17 protein-coding genes are annotated in these 17,948 nt (G+C 64.3%); 4 read left to right on the top strand and 13 right to left on the bottom strand.

Annotation, left to right across the window (positions count from 1 at the left end; translation table 11 throughout):
- Position 1 precedes the first annotated feature (1 nt).
- The 4 genes from otsB to JSE7799_RS01180 all read right to left on the bottom strand — a co-directional run bounded on the left by otsB (position 2) and on the right by JSE7799_RS01180 (position 4,252).
- Complete coding sequence (gene otsB, locus JSE7799_RS01165; protein WP_083480131.1) at positions 2–793, bottom strand: trehalose-phosphatase; 792 nt, start codon at positions 791–793, stop codon at positions 2–4.
- A gap of 163 nt (positions 794–956) precedes the next feature.
- Entirely contained in the window at positions 957–2,411 is a 1,455-nt protein-coding gene (locus tag JSE7799_RS01170) for a UdgX family uracil-DNA binding protein (protein WP_055661958.1), read from the bottom strand.
- Position 2,412: 1 nt separating this feature from the next.
- Entirely contained in the window at positions 2,413–3,642 is a 1,230-nt protein-coding gene (locus tag JSE7799_RS01175) for a putative DNA modification/repair radical SAM protein (protein ID WP_055661959.1), read from the bottom strand.
- Between the two features lie 121 nt (positions 3,643–3,763).
- Complete coding sequence (locus JSE7799_RS01180; RefSeq protein WP_055661960.1) at positions 3,764–4,252, bottom strand: DUF892 family protein; 489 nt, start codon at positions 4,250–4,252, stop codon at positions 3,764–3,766.
- A gap of 149 nt (positions 4,253–4,401) precedes the next feature.
- Between JSE7799_RS01180 and JSE7799_RS01185 the strand changes: the two genes are divergently transcribed.
- The 4 genes from JSE7799_RS01185 (at position 4,402) to JSE7799_RS21495 (ending at position 7,243) form a co-directional block, all read left to right on the top strand.
- On the top strand, positions 4,402–5,493 hold the full coding sequence (locus JSE7799_RS01185) for an SDR family oxidoreductase (protein ID WP_083480132.1): 1,092 nt from the start codon (positions 4,402–4,404) through the stop codon (positions 5,491–5,493).
- Positions 5,494–5,497: 4 nt separating this feature from the next.
- Positions 5,498–5,737, top strand: a complete 240-nt coding sequence (locus tag JSE7799_RS01190; RefSeq protein ID WP_055661961.1) for a hypothetical protein — start codon at positions 5,498–5,500, stop codon at positions 5,735–5,737.
- Between the two features lie 417 nt (positions 5,738–6,154).
- Complete coding sequence (locus JSE7799_RS01195; RefSeq protein ID WP_245624744.1) at positions 6,155–7,075, top strand: IS4 family transposase; 921 nt, start codon at positions 6,155–6,157, stop codon at positions 7,073–7,075.
- A 3-nt stretch (positions 7,076–7,078) separates the two neighbouring features.
- Positions 7,079–7,243: a hypothetical protein gene (locus tag JSE7799_RS21495; RefSeq protein ID WP_245624749.1), complete on the top strand. Its 165-nt coding sequence runs from the start codon at positions 7,079–7,081 to the stop codon at positions 7,241–7,243.
- 140 nt (positions 7,244–7,383) lie between these two features.
- On the opposite strand, the gene JSE7799_RS01200 is transcribed toward JSE7799_RS21495, so the two are convergent.
- The 9 genes from JSE7799_RS01200 to JSE7799_RS01235 all read right to left on the bottom strand — a co-directional run bounded on the left by JSE7799_RS01200 (position 7,384) and on the right by JSE7799_RS01235 (position 17,651).
- Positions 7,384–8,142 (bottom strand): TIGR04290 family methyltransferase, encoded by a 759-nt coding sequence (locus tag JSE7799_RS01200; protein ID WP_055661962.1) that lies wholly within the window; start codon positions 8,140–8,142, stop codon positions 7,384–7,386.
- Between the two features lies 1 nt (position 8,143).
- Positions 8,144–9,148 carry a UDP-glucuronic acid decarboxylase family protein gene (locus tag JSE7799_RS01205; RefSeq protein WP_055661963.1) on the bottom strand — a complete coding sequence of 335 codons (1,005 nt, stop codon included), beginning with the start codon at positions 9,146–9,148 and terminating at the stop codon, positions 8,144–8,146.
- A gap of 64 nt (positions 9,149–9,212) precedes the next feature.
- Positions 9,213–10,328, bottom strand: a complete 1,116-nt coding sequence (locus JSE7799_RS01210; protein ID WP_055661964.1) for a CgeB family protein — start codon at positions 10,326–10,328, stop codon at positions 9,213–9,215.
- Entirely contained in the window at positions 10,325–11,419 is a 1,095-nt protein-coding gene (locus JSE7799_RS01215; protein ID WP_055661965.1) for a CgeB family protein, read from the bottom strand. Before JSE7799_RS01215 ends, JSE7799_RS01210 begins: the two co-directional genes overlap by 4 nt.
- Entirely contained in the window at positions 11,416–12,534 is a 1,119-nt protein-coding gene (locus tag JSE7799_RS01220; RefSeq protein WP_055661966.1) for a CgeB family protein, read from the bottom strand. Before JSE7799_RS01220 ends, JSE7799_RS01215 begins: the two co-directional genes overlap by 4 nt.
- Positions 12,531–13,679: a glycosyltransferase family 4 protein gene (locus JSE7799_RS01225; RefSeq protein WP_055661967.1), complete on the bottom strand. Its 1,149-nt coding sequence runs from the start codon at positions 13,677–13,679 to the stop codon at positions 12,531–12,533. Before JSE7799_RS01225 ends, JSE7799_RS01220 begins: the two co-directional genes overlap by 4 nt.
- Positions 13,676–14,497, bottom strand: a complete 822-nt coding sequence (locus JSE7799_RS20255; RefSeq protein ID WP_144431504.1) for a hypothetical protein — start codon at positions 14,495–14,497, stop codon at positions 13,676–13,678. Before JSE7799_RS20255 ends, JSE7799_RS01225 begins: the two co-directional genes overlap by 4 nt.
- Complete coding sequence (locus JSE7799_RS01230; RefSeq protein ID WP_055661968.1) at positions 14,494–16,527, bottom strand: NAD-dependent epimerase/dehydratase family protein; 2,034 nt, start codon at positions 16,525–16,527, stop codon at positions 14,494–14,496. Before JSE7799_RS01230 ends, JSE7799_RS20255 begins: the two co-directional genes overlap by 4 nt.
- Before the next feature lie 17 nt (positions 16,528–16,544).
- Positions 16,545–17,651 (bottom strand): NAD-dependent epimerase/dehydratase family protein, encoded by a 1,107-nt coding sequence (locus JSE7799_RS01235; RefSeq protein ID WP_055661969.1) that lies wholly within the window; start codon positions 17,649–17,651, stop codon positions 16,545–16,547.
- Positions 17,652–17,948: the final 297 nt, after the last annotated feature.

Consider the following 17,948-nt stretch of genomic DNA (forward strand, 5'->3'; position numbering starts at 1 on the left):
GTCAGCCGAGCCACGCAGTCAGGCGTTCGATCAGGGCCTTTGGTCCAGGCAGGCGGTGATCCGCCCGCGTCTCCGCCAAGCCGATCTTGATCGCGGTGCCGCCGCGCTTCTGCGCGAGATCCAGCGCAGGCTCGTCAGTCAGATCGTCGCCCGCATAGACGGGCGTCTTTCCAGCGAAGGGCGGTTCGGAAAGCAGCCGTTCCAGCGCGATGTCCTTGCCGACCGTCTCGGGCTTGATCTCGTAAGCCATGAGGGCAGATTGCAGGCGGAAGCCGTCGGCCGCATGCGCGAGACTGTCCATGAAGTTGAGGGCGAGCGCGCCGTAAACCTCGGCCTGACGGTAATGCAGGACGACGCCGGAAGGTTTGTGCTCCACCAGAAATTCCGGGCGCAGGACCGCGAAATCGTCGACGAGGCGGGTCAGGTGGGCGACCATGTCGTGGTCGAACTCGATCCGCTCGACCTCCGCACCCTTCGCACGCCGGAACTCCGCACCGTGGGTGCCGATCAGCGGCCCTTCGAAATCGGGCAGGAATTTTTCGAGGTCGGCGATCGTGCGGCCCGAGACGAGAGCGACGCGCCCGTCCAGCTTCTCATAGGCGCGGTGCAGGACATCGCGGCAGGCATCCGTCACCTCGATGGCATCGGGCCGCTCGGCGATCTCGACCAATGTTCCGTCGAAATCCAGCAGCAGGGCCACCTCGTCATGCGGCGGCAGGACAAGACCATCGCAATTGTCCGTGGTCTCATCGTTTTCGATGCCCATAAAGCCCGTCATCTGATAGTAGAGCATGTTCCCCTCCTGACGGGCAAATTGACATACATTGCCAAAATATCCCAGATACTGCCCGCTTGTATCAACCTGTCGGCAGGGGGGCAGGTTCCCTGTACGATCCGCAATTGGAGCGTCGCCGGGATGGGCAGGGGCGTCAAGCGATCTCGAGCAAAAACGCTCCCTATGCGGCGCGTTCCTCAAGTAATTCCTGCACGCGGGACAGGTCGTCGCGGAACCGCGCGGTCTCGGATTCGCGCAGGTCTTCGTCGGGCAGACGCAGCAGGTAGCTCGGGTGGACCGTCACGAACAGATCGCGCCCGTCGCGCGTCTGCTCCAACGCGCTGCGCCGCTTGAGGATGCCTGCGCCATTGCCCGTCAGCGCGTGCAGCGCGGTCGCTCCCATGGCTAGCACGAGGTCCGGGTTCACCGAGGACAGTTCCTGCTCCAGCCACCAGCGGCAGGCCGATATTTCCGATGCGGCGGGCTTCTGGTGAATGCGCCGCTTGCCACGCTGAACGTATTTGAAATGCTTCACGGCATTGGTGACGTAGGCCTGCTCGCGGTCGAGACCGGCCTGCGCGGCGACTTCGTTGAAAAGCTGCCCGGCGGGGCCGACGAAGGGCCGACCGGAAATGTCCTCCCGGTCGCCTGGCTGTTCGCCCACCACCATCAGGGGCGCATTGGCCGGCCCCTCGCCGAACACGACCTGCGTCGCGGGTTCGTAAAGCGGGCAACGGGTGCAGGCGGAGGCGTCGCGGGCAAGCTGCGGAAGGGTGGGCGCGGCGTCGTCGAGCGGCAGGCCCGGCTCTTCGTCTGAGGCTCGTGGCATGGCATGTTCCTTCCGTCTGAGGGTGGCGGGGGCGGGCATGGACGGCCCGGCCTCCTGCATCCGTGTGACACGCGCGCGTGCATCGGCGATCAGAGAGGGAATCGCGCGGGTCTCGGGAAGGTTCCGCCAGTATTTGCGCGGCATCTCGGCCCGCATCGCGTCCGGCTTGAGCCGTGCGGGGTTGAAGATGTTGCTGTAATAGGTGGTCCAGAGCTCCTCCAGCGGATCGCCTGCCGCGGGCCGGACGCCGCCTCTGGCCTCGAGACGCAGGGCGCCGCCGGCATGGGTGATCGTCACTTCGGGTGTCTCGATCCGCCAATCCATGTCGCCGAAACGATTGGCGAAAAATTCCGCCACCTCCTCCTCGATGCGGTGGTCGGGCTCGAACCAGGCGGCGAAGGCGCGGCGGCCCGTGGGGCCGTCGACCTCGCGGAAACGGACGAAGGCGTGCATCTTGTGGATGTCGCGGCGAATGGCCTTGGCCAGTTCCCGCGCGCGGGCAACGTTCGGGTCTGCTTCACGCGACAGAAGGCCACGCTCCTTTTGCAGCCGTGTCAGTAGGGCGTAACCCAGTGCCATTCCTTCGCCGGAGCGGACGGGGATCAGGTTGCGCGCGAGCGGGGCAAACTGGGCGGGGACTTTGATCTCTCCCCGCGCTTCGGGCAGGGGCGCGTCGAAGAGCGCTTCGTCTTCGCCGGCAATGCCCCAATCGACCTCGTGCACGGGCACATTGGCCAGGGTCAGCCGCCGCGCAGTGTCGCGCCATGCCTCGAACGTGCCGATCCGCGGCAGGCGCGGGGCGAACATCTCAGAACAGCTCCATCTGCTTCGGCTTGACGAAACGGGCCCGCAGGCCGTCGGCGTCGAGCAGGTGGCCCGGCCGATGATCCTTCGTCACGATGAAGGGCCGGGCCGCCTTCACCCGGCCGCCCATGCGGCGGATGTCCTCAAGCCCAACAGCACCATTGCGCCGCGCCGCGAGGATGCGGTCCACGATCTTCGTGCCAAAGCCCGGCACGCGCAGCAACATCGCCTTTTCGGCCCGGTTCACGTCGACCGGAAAGCGGTCGCGATTGGCCAGAGCCCAAGCCATTTTGGGGTCGACATCGAGATCGAGCATTCCGTCACCGTTGCGCGTGACGATCTCGTCGAGGCCGAAATCGTAGTACCGCAGCAACCAATCCGCCTGATAAAGCCGATGCTCCCGCATCAGGGGCGGATCGACCAGAGGCAGAACGGCGGAAGCGTCGGGAATGGGCGAGAAAGCGGAGTAATAGACGCGTTTGAGCCCGTAGGCCCCATAAAGTTTCGATGCGTTGCCGAGGACGGTCGCGTCATTGGCATCGTCGGCGCCGACAATCATCTGCGTCGATTGCCCGGCGGGGGCGAATTTGCCCCGCTTTCGGCCCTTGTAGGAGGTCTCGGCGTAATCCTCACCCGTCAGGCGAACCTTGCCCATGGCGCCGCGGATTTGCACCGGGTCCTTTTCGGGAGCGTAGGCCTTCACACTCGCGTCGGTGGGCAACTCGATGTTGATCGAGAGGCGATCGGCGGCGAGGCCCGCCCGCTCGATGAGTTCCGCCGAGGCATCGGGGATCGTCTTGAGGTGGATGTAGCCGCGAAATCCCTGCGCACGCAGCGTTTCGGCAATCAGGACCATCTGCTCCATCGTGTAATCGGACGATTTCAGGATGCCTGACGACAGGAACAATCCCTCGATGTAATTGCGCCGGTAGAACTCGGTGGTCAGCCAGACGACTTCGTCGACGGTGAACCGCGCGCGGGGCACGTTCGACGACACCCGGTTCACGCAATAGGCGCAGTCGTAGATGCAGTAATTCGTCATCAGGATCTTGAGGAGCGAGATGCACCGCCCATCCGGCGCATAGGCGTGGCAGATGCCCGACCCCGTGGTCGACCCGAGCCCCTTGCCGTCGCGCGAATCCCGCTTGGATGTGCCTGACGACGCGCAGGACGCATCGTATTTGGCGGCATCCGAGAGGAGCGCGAGCTTGTCCTGAATTGTCATCCGAGCCATGGGTTCACCATATGTTCACAAACGCGCCGTGCAAAGAGGCTGCGACGATTCGCGCGCGTCTGAATGGCCGGAGACGAAGAAAGAAGGGCGACCCGAAGGCCGCCCCGTACACAGCCTAGATTCAGGCCGCGTCCTTGTTGATCCCGCTGGTCGCGATCTCGGTCATCGTCTCGTCGCCGTGATACGTGTGCGCGAGATGCTCGCTGATCTTCGACGCCTCGTCCTCAAGGCCCAGACGCGTGGCAAACGCCTTAACGCAGCCGTAGCCCGCGATCGCGTAGTGGGCCATGCGCTGATACTGCGTGATGATCATCGCATCGCGCACGGAATCGTCGGAGAAGGTCTCGTCCAGGGCGTGGGCGCGGGCTTCCTGCACCAAGCCTTCCATGCCCTTGCAATGCTCGCCAGTCGGGCTGGCGCCGTGCCCTTCAATGATGCCCTTGAAGGCTTCCATTCCTTTGGAGATGCCCTCTTGGCCAGCCCTGAGCGCATCCTTCAGATTCTGGTCGGTCGCGGCGTTCTCGAGTTCGCCGGTGACTTCGTGCGACTGCTTGCAGGCTGAGTAGAGGTCCTGAAGCTGATCGATGTAGAGGTCTTTGAGGTTGTCCATATCGGTCCTCCGATGGCTGATTGCGTTTCGCCGTTCAACGCGGCCCGGGCCCTCGGCGTTCCGTCGCCCGGCGATGCGGCGCGCCGGAACCCGGCCGATCCGTCGGCGTTTGGCACGCGGTATCAAATCTTGCCGTGGAGAGAGCCGTCATGCCTGACCGAACCCATTCCCCCGTCGCCGTGGTTGCGGGGGGCTCGGCCGGCGTCGGGCGTGCCTGCGTCGAAATGTTGCTGACACGCGGATTGAAGGTTGCCGTACTCGCCCGCGGGCAGGGGCGTCTTGACGAGATGCATCAGGAATTCGGCGACCGGGTCTGGACGCGCTCGGTCGACGTCTCCGACGCTCTGGCCGTGAACAAGGCGGCGCACGACATCGCGGAGGATTTCGGGACGCCGGAAATCTGGATCAACTCCGCTATGCTGACAAGCTTTTCGCCCTTCGAGCAGGTCGATGACGAAGAGTTCCGCCGCATTACTGATACGACCTATCTGGGCACCGTCAACGGCTGCCGCGCCGCCTTGTCGATCATGGCGCGGGGCAATATCGTCAATGTCGGCTCCGGCCTGGCCTATGCGTCGGTGCCGTTCCAAGCAGCCTATTGCGGCGCGAAGCACGCGATCGAGGGCTTCACCCAAGCGCTCCGGATCGAACTTGCGCGTGCGGAGCGCCCGATCACCCTCTCGATGGTGCAGCTTCCGGCGGTCAACACTCCGCAATTCGACTGGGCCCGCAATCGTATGGACCAAAAGCCGCAGCCCGCACCGCCGGTCTTCGCCCCCGAAGTGGCCGCCAAGGGAATCCTGCATGCCATCGACACCGATGCGCGCGAAGTCTTGGTGGGACGCTCGATGCTGCAGCTCATCGCCGGAAACATGGTCCTGCCGGACTTGATGGAAAAGCAACTCGCGAAGATCGGGGTGCATGTGCAGAAATCGAAGCGGTCGCCCGAGATACTGGAGGACAATCTCGACGAGCCGCTCGAATCCTACCCCTCCAAGGCCGAAGGATCCTACGGCCACATTGCCGAGACAAGCGGGCTGGTGGTCGATGGCGATATGGCGCGAAAGGCGTTGGCATTCGGCGGCGGGGCAGCGCTTCTCGCCATCGGGGTCCTTCTGGGCCGCGTGACGGGACCATCCGGCGATACTCCTGCGCGGGCATCGTCGCGGCGCACGAAGCGTGGGCCGAATTGGATGGACGCGCCGCCGGACTACCAGCGCCCGGCCGAATACCGACGCTGATCGCGTGGACATCATCGAAATCGTTCGGTGGGTCGCGGCGATCTGTGTCATCATGGCGGCGCTGATGGTGGCTTGGGGCCAGCCGGTGCGGTTGGTGGCGTGGGGCTTCGTGATTTTCTCGCTCGCCTCGATCCTGTGGATCGCCGCCGCCGGGATTGGGGGGAAATGGGCGCTTCTCATCCAGAACGTTGTGCTTCTGGGCGTGAATCTTTGGGGTGTCTGGCGCTGGTTCAGGCGTCTTTAGCTTCGCAGCCAGATGGCCCCGTCCGTGTCGACAGGCCGCCCCTCATCTCCGGCTTTAAAAAATCCGGCGCGCCGGCGTCGCAGGCGACGGCATTTTCTCTGAAACGGAGGCATACGACGGCATGTGCGTGGTTCGATTCGATCATGTCTCCGTCGGGCCCCTTCAGATCGAAATCGGCCAGATGCTCCTGCTGGAAGGCGATGGCCGCCCGGTAGAACCGTAGGATATCGCAGTTGGCGGTATGCCGGACGGAGGCAGAAATGCCTACGACCAAGTCATCGGCAGGTAAGCCTATTAGCCCGGATAATTCACGAGAAGGCGGCGGAGCAGACTACACGACACAGCCGTTTTTGGGGTGGCCGAGACCGGCAAGAGAGATTCTTCTGGTGGACTCGACCTCGCCAAAGGAACGGTCCCTTGAATATCCGTGCTCTCGCCGATCTCCAGAAAACGCTAACTCCGCATGTGCCGTTGGGCAAGTCACGGCTCGAGACGCTCTGCATGATCCTGCTTGGCATGATCAGCGCCCGAACGGTGAACCTGACGCATATCGCGAGCGAGCGGCCAAGTCGCGCCATGGTTGCATCGACCTATCGCCGTCTGCAACGCTTCTTCCAACACGTGTGCCTGCCCGAGGATTGGAGCGTGGGCATTGTCATCTCGCTGCTCGGCAATCCTCGCCCTTGGCATCTCTGTCTCGACCGCACCAACTGGAAGATCGGCAAGACCGACGTTAACGTCCTCGTGTTGGCCGTTGTCACGGTCAAGTTCCGCGTCCCGCTGATGTGGACCATGCTCCCGCATTCCGGCAACAGCACGACCGCTCAGCGCATCGCGCTGATGAAGCGGTATCTCGCGTATTTTGACGCCTCAACCGTTCGGGTGCTGCTGGCGGATCGTGAGTTCATCGGTCAGGAATGGTTCACTTTTCTCGTCGAGCAGGAGATCCCCTTCGCGATCCGCATGAAGGAGGGCCAGATAGTCCGTACCAACGGCCGCGAGCTGAACCTGCGCTCCCTGCTGTCACGGTGCAGGGGTGTGCGGGGCTTCACGGCCGTCCTGCCTGGCAAAGCGAGTCCCCCCGACCTCAAGCTCCACTTCGGTGCGCGCCGTATCAAGGGCAGCGAGCTTCTCGTGGTGGCTTCGCCCTATCCAGCCACTGGCGCGCACATCCTGCGGCAGTACAAGAAGCGCTGGCTCATCGAGTGCCTGTTCGCCGACAGCAAGACGCGGGGGCTGAACCTGGAGGACACCCGCCTGACGCTCGCGTCCAAGTTGTCTCTGCTCATCGCCATAACCGCTATTGCCATCGCCCTCATCTGCCGTGCTGCAGCCTAGCTCATGGGACACAAATACCCCGCCCGGAAGAAGCACGGATACTGCTCGAAATCCTGGTTCCGGACCGGCTTCGATGAGGTCCGACGATGGATGCGCTCCAGTCCCGAAACGCCTCTCGTCGCCCAAAATTTCGTCGTCCCGAGACGGCTGCGGGTGGGAGTCGTGTAGTCTGAAGAGAGATGCCAGGGGCACTCCAAGGCACTGATCGCTTTGGTGCAAATTCAGTGAAGCGCGAGATTATAAGGCGCTCAAGGGACGTCAAAGGACGCCGTCCTTTGACGTAGCGCCCCCTTCTGCCCCTCCCACCTTCAGCGGCGCAAAACGGGAGGCAGTTCCGCGCCCCAAGGCCGATCGGCGCAGCGACAGAGATAGACCTCTGCCTCCGGGTGCTCTTTGATGGCAAAACCAGAGGATCGCAGCATCCCCTCCACCGCCGCCCGGTTCGGAGCCCACCAGTTGGTCGGATCACCGGCAAAGTTGTGCTCGATGAAGTGCAGACACGGGCCGCTCGGATCCTCGAAAAGCGACGGATCGTCGAAATCGTAATCCCGCTCGGGCTCCATGGTGGTGGACGCGCCCCGCTGCATCGACTGGAACAGAAGCAGGTCCCGCGCCGCATATTCCCGGATCAGGTCGAGCGCGAGCAGCGGGTGACGCAGGTGGTAGAGCACGCCCATGAAGATCACGAGGTCGAACTGCTCCTTCAGTTCTGCCACGTCATAGACGGACATCTCGCGCAACTCGAGCGGCAGGTCCCGCACACGAGAGGCAAGTTCCGCCTGTGCAAGGTAACGAGGATCGGAATCGATCGCGACGACCCGGTCGGCCCCTCGCCGCTTCATCTCAAGCGCATAGAACCCCGCGTTGCAGCCGATGTCGAGCACGGTTCGTCCGCTAAGATCCTCCGGCACGACGCGCTCGAACCCCTTCCACTTGAACGACGGGTAATCGCCCAGGAAATGCTCGGGCGCCGTCTCTACACCCTCCAGCTGCATGTTGTGAAACCAAGGGCCAAGCTCCTCGATACGCTGCCGCAAATCCTGCTCGTTTTCGTGCACGTCCTGCATGTCAGCCCCCCACCGCTGCCTGAACGACCGGACCTTCGGCCGGTTGCTGCGCCGCAAACCATTCAATGGTCGGGGCTAGTCCTTCTTTCAGGTCCACCAGAGGCCGCCACCCCAAAATCTCTCGCGCCCGGCTCACATCCGGCTTCCGGCGCCGCGGATCGTCTGTGGGCAATGGCCGGTAGGACAGCGTAGATGCGGAGCCGGTCATCTCCAGAACCTTGCTTGCCAATTCCCCGACCGAAAACTCACCGGGATTTCCAAGATTGATCGGGGTATCGGGCGCCTCCGGCACGTTCATCAGCGCCTCGAGTCCGGCGACCATGTCGGATACGTAGCAGAACGACCGCGTCTGGCGCCCATCGCCGTAGACGGTGATCGGCTCGCCCGAAAGCGCCTGTGTGACGAAATTGGAGACGATACGCCCGTCATCGGCGCGCATCCGCGGCCCATAGGTGTTGAAGATACGCGCGACACGAACGTCCGTTTCCGCGCGCCGAAAGTCGTAACAGAGCGCCTCGGCCGCTCGCTTGCCCTCGTCGTAGCAGGCCCGCGGACCCGTCGTGTTGACGTTGCCGCAATAATCCTCGCGCTGCGGATGCTGCTCTGGGTCGCCGTAGATCTCGGAGGTCGATGCCTGCACGTATCTGGCTTGGCACAGCCGCGCCCGCTCCAGCAGCTTGTGTGCCCCGAGCACCGACGTCAGCATCGTGTGCACCGGATCCGCCTGGTAATGCGGCGGAGAGGCGGGACAAGCGAGGTTATAGATTTCATCCGCTTTCAGGGCCGGCGGAATCGGCCGCGTGACGTCCGAGACGATGAGGTCAAAGTTCGGCTCCCGGTCGAACTGGCGCAGGTTTTCCTCACTTCCGGTCAGCAGACTGTCGATGCAAATGACGCGCCGGCCCGACGCGATAAGGCTGTCGCAGAGGTGGGAGCCGAGGAAGCCCGCACCGCCGGCCACCATGGCTGTCCGGGGTTTCTTCTTGATGCCATTTATTTTCGCCATGTTCGTTCCTTCTCCGCATCCTGCGACGGGTCTCGGGCGCCGCCGTTCCCAGTTGCCTCTGTTTTCAGTTCGCCCGTGCCGGCTCCGCTCCGGCGACCGCATCCCTAGGTACTGAACGTGCTAGGTCGGCAAGAAGATCCAGAAGCTGGCCGGCGCGCGCGTGTCCGGTGTGGTTTTCGAGGATCCGGCGCCGTGCCTCCTGCGCCAGCCGGTCACGCTGCACGTCATCGGGCACCTCCAGCGCGTTCACGACATCCTCGGCGGAATGGGCAACGAGAATGGCGTCGCCGTCCGGCAGAAGTTCGGTCAGCCCCGGCCAATCGTCCGAGATTACCGGCGTTCCGCAGGCGCCTGCCTCGAACAGCCGGACGGATGGCGACCAACCCGCCGCGATCATGTCCGCCCGCGTGACGTTCAGCGTGTATCGCTGCGCCGCATAAAATGCGGGGTGCTCGGACGGGGGCAGATGCTCGATCCGGTCCACGTTGGCGGGCCAGTCGATATCGGCCGGATACTGCGGCCCGGCGACGACGAAGCGCCGGTGCGGCAGACGCCGTGCAGGCTCCAGCAGCAAGCGGTCGAGCGTCGGCTGGCGGTCCGGCGAATACGTGCCGAGATATCCCAGATCCCATCGCCGTTCCGCATCCACGGGTCGATAATGGCTCTCGTCCGCGCAGCAGTGAAAGGCGACGGCGCACCGGGCGCCGTATTTCTCCGTGAGGCGCTCCAACGCCGGGCCGCCGCTGAAGGAAAGGTACGCGGAAAGATTCGGGATCTGGCGAGGATGGATATACGCCTCCTCCCCTCGCGACAGCGTCGCCAATGTCACCGGCGTATCGATGTCGTAAAACAGCACCGGCCCATGCGCCCGGGCCAATACGAGGTCCAGCGCCTCCACCCCCTCGGGCACATAGGAGCCGACGATGACCGCAGGCGCGTTTGCGATCGTCTCGCCCCAGCGGCCGTCCAGTTCATCCAGATCCTGATAGAATTCGAGGTCGCAAAAATCCGGCTCGGGCAAATCGCGGTGATCGGCGTACCAAGGAACGTCGCGCTCCAGAAACAGAACGCGCTTTCCGTGCGCCGCCACGCCTTTGAGGAGCGAACGCCAAGTCGTCGCGTGGCCGTTCCCCCAGGAGGAGGAAAGCGACAGGCCGAGAATGACGATATCGTAGCTCATGCGGCGGTCTCCCTCAGATGCGCAAGCCGCTCCACCAGCACGGCATCGAGCTCCAGCGCGCGTTTTTCGTACGTATGCTCCGCGAGGACGCGGGAGAGGGCACGTTGCCCGATCTCCGCCGCCCGCGGGCGCGTCAGGCCCGAGAGGATCTCCTCCATGTCGCGGCCGTCGCGCGCGACGAGGATCTCCTTGCCGGTCTCAAGGAACATGTCGATGCCCGGCCATGCGTCGGTGATCAGACAGGCGCCGGCGCCCGCCGCCTCGAAGATGCGGGTGGCCGGCGACCAGCCAGTCTGCGCCATGCTTGCGCGATTGACGTTCAGCACCGCGAGCGCCGTGCAATTCAGCGCATTGTGGTCCCGCGTCGGCACATGTCCCAGAAGGCGAACATTATCGGCGACGGCCTTGTCGTCCCAGCCAGCGCCACCCAGCAGGAAACGTCGGTCAGGCAGCCGCTCGGCGACACTGAGGAAGAAGTCGTCGATCCGCGCTTCCCGGTCCGGCAGGCGGTTCGCCAGAAGCGCAAGATCGGCATCGAATCGTGGATCGGGCGCAACCGGGTGATGGGTTGCGGGATCGACAGCGTTGTAGATCGGGACGCATGGCGCGGGGCCAAGCCGTTCGTAAGCCTGCGTCACCGGCGGCCCACCGCCATAGGTCAGCACGAGGTCGACATCGCGCTGCAGCGCCCGGCGGATCGGGTGGTCCGGCTGCGGCTCAATCTCCGACAGAGTGGCGGGCGCATCCACATCCCACCAGATACGCAGCGCCCCGGGCGAGGCCGCGGCGAACACCGCCTCCAGCAGCGTATCGTCCATGAAGCCGACGCCGGAGGTCTTGACCACCACGTCCGCCTCCGCGACCTCGGCGGCAGCGCGGCGCAGCGCCGCCTCCGTCCCGTCATAGACCACGCTGCGACACCAGTCGGGCGGGTCGATGTCCCGGTTCTTCTGGCGATCGAGCACATCGGGCTCGTAGAAGGTGACCTCATGCCCAAGCTTCGCCAATGCGCCTAGAATGCCCCGATAGTACGTCGCGGCCCCGTTCCAGTAGGACGACACCAGACTCGACCCGTAGAATGCGATCTTCATACCATCTCTCCCGTGCGTGGCGCGGCCGCGTCTGTGCGAAGGATATCCAGCAGTTCCTGCACCCGGTGCGCGCAGGTGTGACGACTTCGGATGCGGTCCAGCCCAGAGGCGGCAAGCGCCGCGGCCATTTCCGGATCCTCCAGAACGCGCCGCATCTGCGTCTTCATCTCGTCGCCGTCGCGGGCAACCAGGTAGTCTTCGCCCGGTCGGAACAGGCCTTCCGCATCCTCCCACGGGGCGCAGATCAGAGGAATGCCGCAGGCCAGCGCCTCGAAGACGCGAATGGTGGGAATGCCCGGCAGGCTTTCCACATAGGGCCGGCGGGGCACGTGGAGCGTCATGCGGTGGCGCGCGAAGACCTCCGGCGCTTCGACATTCGGAAGCCAGCCATTGTACTCCAGTCCGGCACCCGAAAGGCGCTCCAATGCCTCATCGGGATAGCGGACGCCGTGGACCGTGCCGGTGAGGTTCAGCGCTTTGACAGGTTCGATGAGGAACTCTGTCAGTTCCTCCGCCCGCTCGTCGTCACCCCAATTCCCAATCCATACCAGATCGCGGCTTCGCTCCGCCTCCGGGAAAGGGCGGAACAGACGCGTATCGGCCGCCTCGTGCCATGTGAACACGTTGCGACCCCAGCCCCGAGCCAGATAGCGGTCGGTCACCGTCTGGCCGAAGCACAGGACCAGATCGTAATCTTCGAGGATCAGCGCCGCGATATCCGCATCGGCCGAGGCGGCGCGGTGATGGGTGTCGTGGAAGGCGAGTGTAAACCCTCCACCGGCCTGCCGGATGCGGCCGATGCGCGCCACAAGCTCCGGGTCCGTCCATTCATGCACGATAACCACGTCCGCCCCGTCCAGCGCGGCCTCGTGGTCGAAGTCCGCACCATAGGTTCGCGGCACATCCGCAAGTTCGGGGAAGTCACGCGCGAACCGTGTCAGCGCGGCCTCGCCCTGCCCCGCCATCAGATTTATCCGGCTCCACCCGTCCTGTGGCTCAAGCGCAAGAACGTCGTGGCCCAGCGCGATCAACTCCCGCATCACGCCGCGCTGAAAATGTGCGTTGCCGTGGTTCCAGCAGGAAACGAGGGAGTGCGTGTAGAAGACGAATTTCATGTCACCTCATGCGTGGCTGAGTAGGTGGGAATGGCGGGCGCGGCGGGACTCTCCCCATGCGCGATCATGGCTCGGCCCCATGCCGAGAGCAGCTCCCGCGCCTGGCGGTCGAGCGACAGCTTCTGTGCTTTCCGACGGGCAGCGAGACCGAGATTCTGGCGCAAAGCTTCATCCGCCAGAAGTCGGTTCACAGCCACTGCAAAACCATCCGGGTGATGCGGGTCGCAGAACAGCGCCGCCCCCTGCCATAACTCACGGTAGATCGGGATGTCGGAGAGGACGAGCGCCGTGCCCGAGCCCGCAGCTTCCAGTGTCGACAGGCCAAAAGGCTCATAGATCGACGGGCTGACGAAAACTGCGGCGGACGACATGCGCCTGCGCACCTCATCGGCCGGCATCGGCCCCGCGGCCTGCGCGTGTTTCGCATCGAAGCGTGCGCCGGCGGGACTTTCCAGTGCACCGGCCATAACCACGGGCGCATTGATCCGGGCCGCGGCGGCGTCGAGCGTCGCACCGTTCTTGGCGTCATCCCACCAGCGCGCGGCGGCCAGCACCTGCCGGTCGCGCCGCTCCCCTTCCGCAACCGGCGTCGAGGCGTTGAGAACCGTCGCGACGGGCGTGGCGACGGGATAGGCCTCCCGAAGTGCCGTGGCATGCGCGGCGCTCGGCGTCAGGACCAGATTGGCCGTCTCCATTCCACGAAGGTTCCGGTCGAACTGCCATTGCCACTCCGCAGGCAAGGGTTCGTCCCGCATGGCGCGCCACCAGGTCACGACGCAGGAATGGGAAGCCGCGACCACCGGCAGACCCGTTGACAAATCGGCAGCCTGAGCCGGTGCATTCACGTGGATCAGGTCCACCTCCCGCTCGCGCGCAAGGGTGGCCAACGCTTCGGGCAATCCGCACATGGCCGCGTCCCCGGAGGCAAGCCACTCCAGAGGCTGCTCCAGCCAAACCAGTTCCGCGTTCGGAATCGCCGCGATCTCCGCCGCCTGCGCTTCCGATGGCTCTGGGCCGAGCCCGACTATCACGCAGGAGGCACCATGCGGCGCAAGCGCCCGCGCTGCATCGACCGTCCAGCGCCAGACTCCCCCGACGGCGTCCACAGTGATCAGCACCCTCTCGAGCATCGGAACAGAGGTCATACGGCCACTCCGCAGTTTCTCTTCTCCAGCACCTCAAGGAGGATTACCGGCTGATCCTGAAAATCTGAGAGATACGAGGAGGGCGAGGGACAACAGTTGTGCGCCCAGGCGCAAACCCGCGGCGCCTCAAAAATCTGCCACTGAAGACGTGCACCAGAACTAGGATGAAGCGGATTTGGCCCGCTGGCCCTGCCCCGCTTCGCGTGAAAACGAGCAGACCGTTCGGCGACCGGCGCGAGGCCAGTCTGCTCCACCCGAAGCGGTCTCGCCTGCGTGGATGAATTGCGTCGGTGCGCCCTGAGCATCAGCCTCGTGTTCTTCCCGTCGAGATTACAATGCTTCGGAAGCGCCTCGCGGGTCTCATGAGAAAGATGCTTTTTCACGTCCTCTGCTGAAATACCATCCTGTAGGTTCAGGCGAGCCTTGCCGCCGAACTGCACGTCCCGCTCTCGCGACACCTCAAGCATTGGACTGCACGGCAGAACTTTATCTTCAGAATGAACAGGTCCGGCATCTCGAGAGGCCTCCGCCTCTATTTCCGATGCACCGCCGCAATGCCTGAAGTGGATCCGGCGGTGGCGACTGCTCCCAACCTTGCGGTCAAGCCAGTTCAGTGCAGCGTGTTCGCCGGCCCATGAAGCCGCCGAAGCGCCGCGCATATGCGCAGCACCGCTCGCGACAAGAGCTTTGCCGAACGTTGAAGCTGCGTTCCCGATTATCTTCCGCGCAGAACGAACACGTGCGCCCCCCAGCGGCGGGCGGGTAACAATAACGCCGCCCCCCTTGCTCTCGCGAAGGTCCATCGAAGTGGTCGTCATGCAGTCAGTCTCTTCGGGTTCTGCGTATCCCCGGCTGTCAGCGTCTCCAGCCAAGCGGCAAGATCCTTCATACCTTCTTGCCAGCCAATCTGCGCGCGCCAGCCAACAGTCTCCTGCAGGCGCCGCGTGTCGGCGGCAAAATACAGTTGGTCCCCCGTCCGCCAATCTTCCGTCCGCAGCACGGGTTGAACGCCCGTCAGGCGACGGATCTCGTCGAGCACCGTCATCAAGCTGACCGCATTCGCGGGGCCGCCGCCGAGGTTCAGAGGCCGCCCCTTCAGACGGTTCAGGTTCCCCATTACCGTCCGGTAGGCCGCGACCGCATCCGAGACATGCAGCACATCGCGCACTTGCCGGCCGTCGCCGTAGATGGTGATCGGGTCTCCCCGCAACGCGGCCAGAAGGAAATGCGCGACCCAGCCCTGATCCTCTGTCCCGAACTGGCGGGGGCCGTAGATGCAGCTCATGCGCAGCACGGCGGTCGGCAGGTCGTAGGTCTTCGCGTAATCCAGCACGTACTGATCCGCGACACCCTTGGAGCAGCCATAAGGCGTGCTGAAGTCGAGCGGCCGGGTTTCCCCGATGCCGAAGCGGCGGGTATCCTCGTCCACCGGCAGCCAACGGTCTCCCATCTGCTGCACGGCGAGGTCCTGAAGCTGCCCGTAGACCTTGTTCGTCGATGCGAACACGAGCGGGATCTGACGGTCCGTGCCCCGGATCGCCTCCAGCACGTTGAGCGTGCCTTGGGCGTTGATTGCGAAGTCCTCGACCGGGTCCTCGATGCTGGTGGTGACGGCCACTTGGGCCGCAAGGTGGTAAATTCCGGCCGCGTCGCCGACCACGTCGCGCAGGGCAGTTTCGTCGCGCAAATCCGCAAGTATCGGATGCAGCCGGTCCGATTGCCGCTGCTGCAGCCAACTCAGGTTGGTCTCGACTCCGTCGCGGCCGAGGTTGTCGAAGACGATCACCTCTTCGCCGTCCTGCAAGAGCGCATCGGCGAGGTTGGAGCCGATGAAGCCCGCCCCACCGAGAACCACCCAAGGCTTCGCCCCGGTCGTCAGTCTCGGCGCCGCAACCTCGCGCGCGAAGGCCACCGCCTTCGGGCCGCCCGCGTTCAGCAGTCGCCGCAGAACCTTCGGTCGCCCGCGAACATCCGTGACGCCGAGATGGTAGTGCCGGGGGTCGAAGTAGAGCCCCTCCTGCACGGCGATATGCTTCGGGATGTCCTGCCAGCCATACCAGTAGAGCCGGTCCGCCTTCGTGCGCAGCGCGTCGAGGAACCGGTCCGCCTGCTTCGCCTCGTCATGACGCCAGGTGGAGTAGCCGCCTTCGGTGATCCAGACTTCCGCCTTGGGATTGTGACCCTTCAGGACGCTTCGCGCCTCATCCACCACGGCGTTCCAGCCGTTCCACGCGCCGATGTCGCTGTCCCAAGTGCCTGGAAATCCGTGGCAGCCGACGGCGTCGACATGCTCCAGCACCCCGCGCTTGCCCATCAGGTCCAGCCAGTAGGCGTCAAAAGGCGCAGGTCCGCCGAGGACGACTTTCCAGCCCCGGTGCTTGGCCCAGTAGGCCGCCGCCCCGATCATTTCGCAGAACATCTGCCAGTCGTGGTCGAGCCGCCAATCCCAATCAAGCAGGTTATTCGGCTCGTTCCACAATTCGATATGCGTGAAATGCTCGCCATAGCGAGTCAGGATCTCATCCACGAAGTCCGCATAATCCCGTAGCCGCTTTGGCGGGCCGGAAGAGAGCCCCGTCCGCGACAGCGACGGCGGCGTGTAGTGCAGGCAGGGAAGAAGATCGATCCGCTGGCCGAGTTTCGGGATCAGCCAGTCGTACCATTCCCGCCCGCCGGGCTGGTGGTATTCCGCCCAGGAAAGCTGCGTGCGCAGGTGGGAGGCTCCGCAGGCGAGCATCCCATCGAGAGCTTCCTCGACACGCGCGCGTTCGCCCAGCCGGAACCATTCGACGAATCCGAACGCGCGGTCCTCGGGGTCCTGCAAATCCGAGTTTGGGGTGTGAGGCATCGAGTCGTCTGTATGGCTCATGCCACGAGCCCGCGCGTCTCGAGCTGGGCGCGCATGGCTTCGCCTCCATCCGTCGCCTCCGACGAAGCGATCCACTGCGCCATTTCGCCCATCCGGTCTTCAAGAAGATAGCGCGGCTCGAAGCCCAGCAGATGCCGCGCCTTTGAGATGTCGGCGTAACAATGCCTGATATCGCCGGCGCGCGCCTTGCCAAGGATCTGGGGCTGGAGGTCCACGCCCATCGCATCGGCCAACATCGTCGCCACGTCCGCAATCCGGTACGCGTGCCCGGAGCCGATGTTGACAACCTCACCGGCCGCGTCGGGCGCCTCCATCGCCAGACGGAAGGCGCGGGCAACATCGTCGACATGCACGAAATCGCGCTGCTGGTTTCCGTCCTCGAACACCATCGGCGGCTGGCCGTTCATCAACCGCGAGCCGAAATTTGCCAGCACACCCGTGTAGGGGTTGGACAGCGCCTGCCCCGGCCCGAACACGTTGAATAGCCGGAGCGCCACGACCTCCACCGGATAAGCCTGCCCGATGATCAGGCATGCCTTCTCCTGCGCGTATTTGGTCAGCGCATAGATCGAGGCAAGATCCACCGGCTTGCTCTCGTCCGTCGGCGCCGGGGATAGCCGCTCCCCGTCCGACGCCATCGGATCCCACCTGCCTTCGCGGATGCTGGCCGGATCGCGCCGCACGGCGTTCATCGGCTGCCCATCTGCGGTGCGGTACAGGCCCTCACCATAGACGGACATGGAGGAGGCAAGCACCAGCCGCTTCACCGGACGCTCGATCACCGCCTCCAGCAACACCGCCGTCCCAAGATCGTTACCGCCGACATAGCGGGCGATTTCGTACATGCTCTGGCCGACACCAACCTCGGCGGCGAGATGGAACACTTGGTCCACTCCATCAAGCGCCCGGGCCACGACCTCGGGATCGCGAACGTCGCCGCGAACGAACTCGACCTCCTCAGGCGGCTGCGCGGGCGCCTCCCCGTGCACCTGCTCGACGAAATCGTCGAGCACGCGGACGGCACAGCCTTCGGCCAGCAACTCCGCACACAGGCGACGACCAATAAAGCCGGCGCCGCCGGTCACGAGGCAAAGGTTCGACATCTGTAAAAAGCTCCTGAGACTGCATGCGGTCAATTTGTACGCAGTTTAACAACCGGAAGCGGCTGTTGTTCCAGAAGCTGAAGCTGTTTCCCTCTCGTCAGGCTTGCGGCGGGGCAAATAAAGACGCCGCCCCTGCTCCGGCGCGAAGGATGCCTCTAGGGCGGAGCCTGGATCGCTTGGCGCATCGAAGCTTTTGGCGGGGCTTCGACTTCTTTCTGAACCGCACATTCGCTTGCTGCAAATGTTCTCCTCGGGCAAAGCCATACCCGCGCCAGCTTCCAACGCCGATGCCATGAC

This window comes from Jannaschia seosinensis (assembly GCF_001408515.1).
GTDB lineage: Bacteria > Pseudomonadota > Alphaproteobacteria > Rhodobacterales > Rhodobacteraceae > Jannaschia > Jannaschia seosinensis.